This window comes from Cobetia sp. 5-11-6-3 (genome assembly GCF_013374055.1).
Taxonomy (GTDB): Bacteria; Pseudomonadota; Gammaproteobacteria; order Pseudomonadales; family Halomonadaceae; genus Cobetia; species Cobetia marina.
On the sequence record NZ_BLWJ01000018.1, the window covers coordinates 1 to 1344 of the forward strand.

2 rRNA genes are annotated in these 1344 nt (G+C 54.2%); both read left to right on the top strand.

Features of this window, described 5'->3' with window-relative positions:
- Positions 1-997, top strand: a 16S ribosomal RNA gene (locus tag HXS66_RS17185); the annotation flags it as partial.
- Between the two features lie 242 nt (positions 998-1239).
- A 23S ribosomal RNA gene (locus tag HXS66_RS17190) occupies positions 1240-1344 on the top strand; the annotation flags it as partial.

Sequence of the window (1344 nt, forward strand, 5' to 3'; positions counted from 1 at the left end):
AGCGTTAATCGGAATTACTGGGCGTAAAGCGCGCGTAGGTGGCTAAGTCAGCCAGGTGTGAAAGCCCCGGGCTCAACCTGGGAACGGCATCTGGAACTGCTTGGCTAGAGTGCAGGAGAGGAAGGTAGAATTCCCGGTGTAGCGGTGAAATGCGTAGAGATCGGGAGGAATACCAGTGGCGAAGGCGGCCTTCTGGACTGACACTGACACTGAGGTGCGAAAGCGTGGGTAGCAAACAGGATTAGATACCCTGGTAGTCCACGCCGTAAACGATGTCAACTAGCCGTTGGGTCCCTTGAGGACTTAGTGGCGCAGCTAACGCAATAAGTTGACCGCCTGGGGAGTACGGCCGCAAGGTTAAAACTCAAATGAATTGACGGGGGCCCGCACAAGCGGTGGAGCATGTGGTTTAATTCGATGCAACGCGAAGAACCTTACCTACCCTTGACATCCAGAGGACTTTCCAGAGATGGATTGGTGCCTTCGGGAACTCTGAGACAGGTGCTGCATGGCTGTCGTCAGCTCGTGTTGTGAAATGTTGGGTTAAGTCCCGTAACGAGCGCAACCCCTATCCTTATTTGCCAGCGAGTAATGTCGGGAACTCTAAGGAGACTGCCGGTGACAAACCGGAGGAAGGTGGGGACGACGTCAAGTCATCATGGCCCTTACGGGTAGGGCTACACACGTGCTACAATGGCAAGTACAAAGGGTTGCAATACGGCGACGTGGAGCCAATCCCATAAAGCTTGCCTCAGTCCGGATTGGAGTCTGCAACTCGACTCCATGAAGTCGGAATCGCTAGTAATCGTGGATCAGAATGCCACGGTGAATACGTTCCCGGGCCTTGTACACACCGCCCGTCACACCATGGGAGTGGACTGCACCAGAAGTGGTTAGCCTAACCTTCGGGAGGGCGATCACCACGGTGTGGTTCATGACTGGGGTGAAGTCGTAACAAGGTAGCCCTAGGGGAACCTGGGGCTGGATCACCTCCTTATCGACACTGTCTACTGCTCGCGGCAAGTGCTCACAACGAATTACCTGATCTTATTGCTGGCTTAGCCGGCAGTGGCAAGCGTGCTCATCAGAGCGCGCTTCTCACTGTTCTCTGAACAGCCGCTCTTTAACAATGTGAATCATGCTGACGATGGAATGTGCGCCAAGCACATCTCCATCAAAACGATATGTCGGAGAGGTCCGACAAATTCGTAATCCTTGACAGACCCCTTGGGGTTATATGGTCAAGCGATTAAGCGCATACGGTGGATGCCTTGGCAGCCAGAGGCGATGAAGGACGTGATAGCCTGCGATAAGCGTTGGCGAGGTGGCAAATACCCTGCGACC